This window comes from Milkweed yellows phytoplasma str. MW1, assembly GCF_000309485.1.
GTDB lineage: Bacteria > Bacillota_I > Bacilli_A > Acholeplasmatales > Acholeplasmataceae > Phytoplasma.
Genome location: NZ_AKIL01000080.1, coordinates 1 through 5,138, shown reverse-complemented (window position 1 = coordinate 5,138; position 5,138 = coordinate 1). Strand labels below are relative to the sequence as shown.

General features: G+C 25.5%; 4 protein-coding genes. 1 reads left to right on the top strand and 3 read right to left on the bottom strand.

The features are described from left to right. The first annotated feature begins 34 nt into the window (after window positions 1-34). Entirely contained in the window at window positions 35-2,212 is a 2,178-nt protein-coding gene (gene priA / locus RI76_RS01740; protein ID WP_017192422.1) for a replication restart helicase PriA, read from the top strand. 70 nt (window positions 2,213-2,282) lie between these two features. Here priA and RI76_RS03400 read toward each other — a convergent pair whose 3' ends face one another. The 3 genes from RI76_RS03400 to RI76_RS01730 form a co-directional block, all read right to left on the bottom strand. Beyond that, complete coding sequence (locus RI76_RS03400) at window positions 2,283-2,402, bottom strand: DUF2963 domain-containing protein (RefSeq protein WP_083848781.1); 120 nt, start codon at window positions 2,400-2,402, stop codon at window positions 2,283-2,285. A gap of 683 nt (window positions 2,403-3,085) precedes the next feature. Continuing rightward, window positions 3,086-3,244, bottom strand: coding sequence for a hypothetical protein (locus tag RI76_RS03165; protein ID WP_017192420.1), 159 nt, complete (start codon window positions 3,242-3,244; stop codon window positions 3,086-3,088). A gap of 55 nt (window positions 3,245-3,299) precedes the next feature. Further along, a complete protein-coding gene (locus tag RI76_RS01730) occupies window positions 3,300-4,088 on the bottom strand; it encodes a hypothetical protein (protein ID WP_261974334.1) in 789 nt (262 codons plus the stop codon). Window positions 4,089-5,138 lie beyond the last annotated feature (1,050 nt).

Genomic DNA, 5,138 nt, shown 5'->3' with positions numbered 1-5,138 from the left:
TATCTGTATATAATAAAAATAAAAGAGGTTCAGGATGTTTGCGGAAATTATTATAGATGTGGAAAGCACTTCTTTAAATCAATGTTTTGATTATGTTATACCTGCAGAATTAGAACCTTTAGTTAAAAAAGGTATGAGAGTGATTGTTTCTTTTGGTAAGCAAAATACACATCGTTTAGGTTATATTGTTAATATTAAATCCGCTAGCAAATTCGCGAAAAAACCCATTATTGAATTATTGGATAAAACTCCTTTTTTCGATGAAGAAATGTTTTTATTGGCTGATGAAATTTTAAAAATTCCTTTTACACTTAAATCTTCTGTTTATAGAACTATTTTTCCGAAAAGCCTTTTAGTTCCTTATGTTAAAAAAATAATTGTTCTTCAAGAAGAATTAATTCCTTCTGAAATTAAAACTTATTTAGAAAAAAATAAATGGCTTTTAAAGGTAGACAAAGAATCTTTAAACAAGGAGTTGCAAAAATTAAAAAACCAAAAAATAATTGATATTATCACTATGACTAAAGATGATTTAAAAGAATTATCTTACGAAAATATGATGAAAAAAATTGTTCTTAAAAAAAAATCCTCTATTATAGAGGAAAAAAAAATTTTTTCAGAAGAACTAGTTAATAAAGAAATTTTTTTAACTTCTCAACAAAAAGCTGTTTTTGATAAAATCAATTTATTTCGTCATCAAACTTATTTATTATATTATAACAATGATTTAGATAAAACTCGCCTTTATTTAAAATTAATAGAACAAAATTTAGCCAATCAAAAACAAATCCTTCTATTGGTTCCGGAAATTATTTTAATTAAACAATTGGTGGCTCAAATTAAAACTTTTTTTCCTCATTTGCCGATATCCGTTTTAAACGGAGAAATGACTCATTTAGAAAATTTAAAACAAAATCAAGCCATTAAAGAGCAAAAAATTAATTTAGTGATTGGTACTAGGATGGCTATTTTTTCTCCTCTTAATAATTTAGGAACTATCATTATTGACCAAGAACATGACGAATCTTTATTAGAAAAAGAAAAAATACCCAATTATGATTCTAAAGAATTGGCTCATATTAGAAGCCTTTACCACAATATCCCCTTAATTTTAAGTAGCTCTACCCCTTCTTTAGAAAGTTATTATCGTTTTAAAAAGAAACAATATGAATTGTTAGTTTTAAAATTAAATGATAAAGCTAAAACGATGAAACTCATTGATATGAGGGAAGAATTGAAAAAAGGGAATTTATCTCCTTTATCTACAGAATTAACTCAAGCTTTAGAACAAAATATTGAAAATAATCGTAAAAATATTTTATTTATTAATTCAAAAGGTTTTTCTCCTTTTGTTTTGTGTCGTTTTTGTAGTTATGTTCCTAAATGTGTTAAATGTCAACAAAGTTTAACTTTTTTTCGTTCTAAAAACATTTTAAAATGTAGTTTTTGCGGATATAGTGACAAATTTACTTCTAAATGTCCGTCTTGTGCAGAAATAGCTATGAAAAAAGTTAGTTTAGGCATTGAATATGTGGAAGATTTTTTACAAGATAAATTTCCGCACAGTAAAATAGTGAGAATGGATTCAGAAACTATTACTAATGTCAAAAAATATGAAAAAATATTAAACGATTTTAAAAAAGATAAAATAGATATTTTATTAGGAACTCAAATTATTGCTAAAAATTTCAATTTTTCTAATGTCGCTTTAGTGGGCGTCATTATGGCAGATATCTTATTAAATATTCCTCATTTTAAAGCTTCAGAAAAAACTTTTCAATTATTAACTCATATAGCCAAACACGCTCAAAAAGAACAAGTTATGGTACAAAGTTACGATACTCAACATTACGCTATTACGAGTGCTGTGAACTATAATATCAATTATTTTTTAAAAACCAATTTACAAGAAAGAAAGACTTCCCAAAATCCGCCTTTCGTTTGTGTTAGTAAAATAATGATAGCTCATAGGTTTATTAACAATGTGTTAAATATTGCTCATAATTTAAAAAAAATTTTAGAAAACAATTTTTATCATAAAATAAAAGTTTTAGGCCCCTCTATTCCCTTAATTCCTAAAAAAAACAACTTATATCGCGTTTTATTAACTATCAAATATAACGATTGGCCTTTAAATTTAGATTTTATTATTCAAAATCATTTACAAAAAGATGCTTTATTGTTGTTCGATCGTTTTGCTAATATTATTTAATTATCATCAATAAAAAAAGACTTTTTTATGGGTCTTTTTTTGTATATTTTTAAAAGAATAAGGTTTGATGTTATTTTATGCTTTTGACTGTTCCATCTTTTTTGTAATAAGTAGTTTTGATTTCTGCACCTTTTAAAGAGTTATATTCTTTTATGGAGTAGATGGAACAACCATCGGAATTAGAAGATATGTATTTTTTTCTTTCTCTGTTTTATGATTGTATAAAGTTTCCTAAAGTATCGATTCTTTGTAATAATGAGTTGCTTTTTCACAGTTTCCTGTGTTAACGTCGTAATTATAAACTATATTAATTAACTCTTTATAAAAATTTACAGTTTTAAAATGCTTTCCTTTTTCAGGTTTATACACTTTAACCTTGTCTATTTTTTCGTCATCATCTGCATATTCGGTAATAATGATCAAAAGATTGGGTTCTTCACAATCTTTAACTTCTTTGTGACCTAAAATACCTATAGTTTCAACAATTTGGTATGGCGTTGGAATGAACTGCGACCTATTTTTGGACTCGAATTTTATATAAAAAATAATCGTGATATATCAGAATATCAGATGCGTTTCAGGATTTCTCTCTATTACAAACTGCCCCACACACCACTGTACGAGCAAGTTTCCAAGCATACGGCGGTTCTAAAGTTGTTCGAGTTATTTATAGAAAGTCAAATAACCTCTCATTAATATATAGCGGATTTTTCAAACAAGTGCCACTTTTTTGAAATTTTATTTCACTTTTATTTACTTTGGTTTTGATTGTTGCAAATAAGGCCTCTTTGGCACCTTCACTGTGGGTGGTACTTCCTCGTTTTTAGCAAATAAAAAAACGAATTAAGCGGTTTATTTTTTTTGAATAGGAGTTCAAACAACCAGTCTTACTAATATTTGTAAACTATTCAAATATTTTTCTTCGAACTCAAAATGAATTTCTTTAATTGCGGTTTCGTTATCTTTAATAATTTCAATTTTTTCACATTTTAATCCCATTAATTTTGTTTTTAAGGCGTTCTTATTTGGCATTCTTTTTTCTCGTTCATACTTAACAACTCCTTTTTTTCATAATTTCTTTTTTCCTTTAAACGGCTCTTTTTTGAGGAGGGCAACAATATTTTTTAATTTTCAATAATAAAGGAATGACGCTTAACAAAATACCTATCAAAAGAAGATTATTAAGACAAACACCAAAGAATCCTTGGGCCTCTTTGTAATGATCGCCACCCAAAAACTTTAATAAAGAATCATTTAAAGCGCATTTTGAATGAGGATTCATAAAATTATAAGGATAAATATACCATTTTTGATCACTCACAAAACCCAAAAACAAAGAATAAAAGAGATAAAAGAGAGGATGGAACAAAACCATTAAACTTTGTTTAAATTTTAAACAAACTATATCATGATTAAAAAAATAAAATAAAACATATAAAATAGGAAAATAAGTATGTTCAAAACAACTAATATGCGAAGGATTAGTTGTTAAAAGGTTCCATTCGGAATAAGGAGCAGCAATTAACCACCAAACTAAACCTGTTAACAACATATCCACTAAAACGATAAAAGAAAATAAAGAATATGATTTTCGATGTTTAAATTTAGTAAGACTAAGTATTAAAAAAAGAATGACTAAAAAATTGCTTTGAGCGGTAAAAAAGTACAAAGCAGCATATAAAGCACAATAAACAATTAATTTTTTTTGTTCCCAAAACAATAAAGGAGTTAAGTTGAAAAAAGTATTCATTTTATAAAGATATAATACTTTATCCACATAAACCAACACAGCAGTGATTAAAAAAAGAATAATAAATGCTGTTTTAGAAAATGTATTTCTTTGGGTTGTTAGATTATTTCTCATTCTTTTTTTCATATTTAAACTGTAAGATCATCAACTTTAAAATAAATTTCATCAATCTTTTTATTCTTTTTATAATAATATTTATTCTTAAAAGATAGTTTTTGTATCATCTTCTCAAACTCCTTTGCCTATTTTGGTTTTTTTTATAAAAAAGATAAATTTTTTTGGGTTTTCTCATTAACCTGCTTTTATCCTCTGCTGTAATCTGCTATTCTTTCTTTTAGCTTACCGAGGATATGAAGTGCGTCATTATCAGACGTTGTAGTTTGTGAAGCTACTTCAAATAAGGCCTCTTTGGAACCCTTAACAAATAAAAAAATCGCATTAAGCGGTTTAGTTAATTATTTTTTTGAATAGAAGTCTAAACAATCGATCTCGCTAAGATATTTTTTTTCACTTTTTTATTTAATTTAATATGATTCCATTATACTTTTTTGTAATAGTTTAGCGGTTTTTTATTTTTTTTCATAAAAAAGACTTTCATATTTTGAGAATCGTTAGGGTTATTTTTTAAACCAAATCTTTAATTAAGTTTTTTCAGTAATGAGGAAATAAATCACATATTCAAAAAATTAACTTATATTTTTTCTTTGGAATAATATTCTCTCAAATATTTGCTGGTTCAATAACATTTAAATATCAAACAGATTCCGATATAATAACATTTAAAAGACATTTCTGAATATGTTTTATCAATCTAATTGACTAGCAGATGTGTTTACGTATTTATTTATAATATAATCAATTACTTTAATATGTTATGGTTGTAATTATTATTATCTCCTCCTTTTATAGATAGGATTCTCTACAATTTGATTGTAATAATTCTTTTGTTTAAAATTAAATAATTAGCAATATCAAAAATATGGATGTTTTTTGTTCATCTTTCATTTATCTTTGTGCCTCTTTTTTTCTATTATTATAGGAAATTTATTAACTTTTGGCAATATGTTGAAAATTTTATTTGGGTTTCATTATGTTAAAATTATAAAATATATCTATTTATTTTCATTTCACTCTTTATAAAAAAACATTTTAATTTTATTTTCTTTTAGAATAAAA

Bases quoted from the DNA above. Each gene is read 5' to 3' on its own strand.
- priA (WP_017192422.1), top strand. From the start codon at position 35: ATGTTTGCGGAAATTATTATAGATGTGGAAAGCACTTCTTTAAATCAA.
- RI76_RS03165 (WP_017192420.1), bottom strand. From the start codon at position 3,244: ATGCCAAATAAGAACGCCTTAAAAACAAAATTAATGGGATTAAAATGT.
- RI76_RS01730 (WP_261974334.1), bottom strand. From the start codon at position 4,088: ATGAAAAAAAGAATGAGAAATAATCTAACAACCCAAAGAAATACATTT.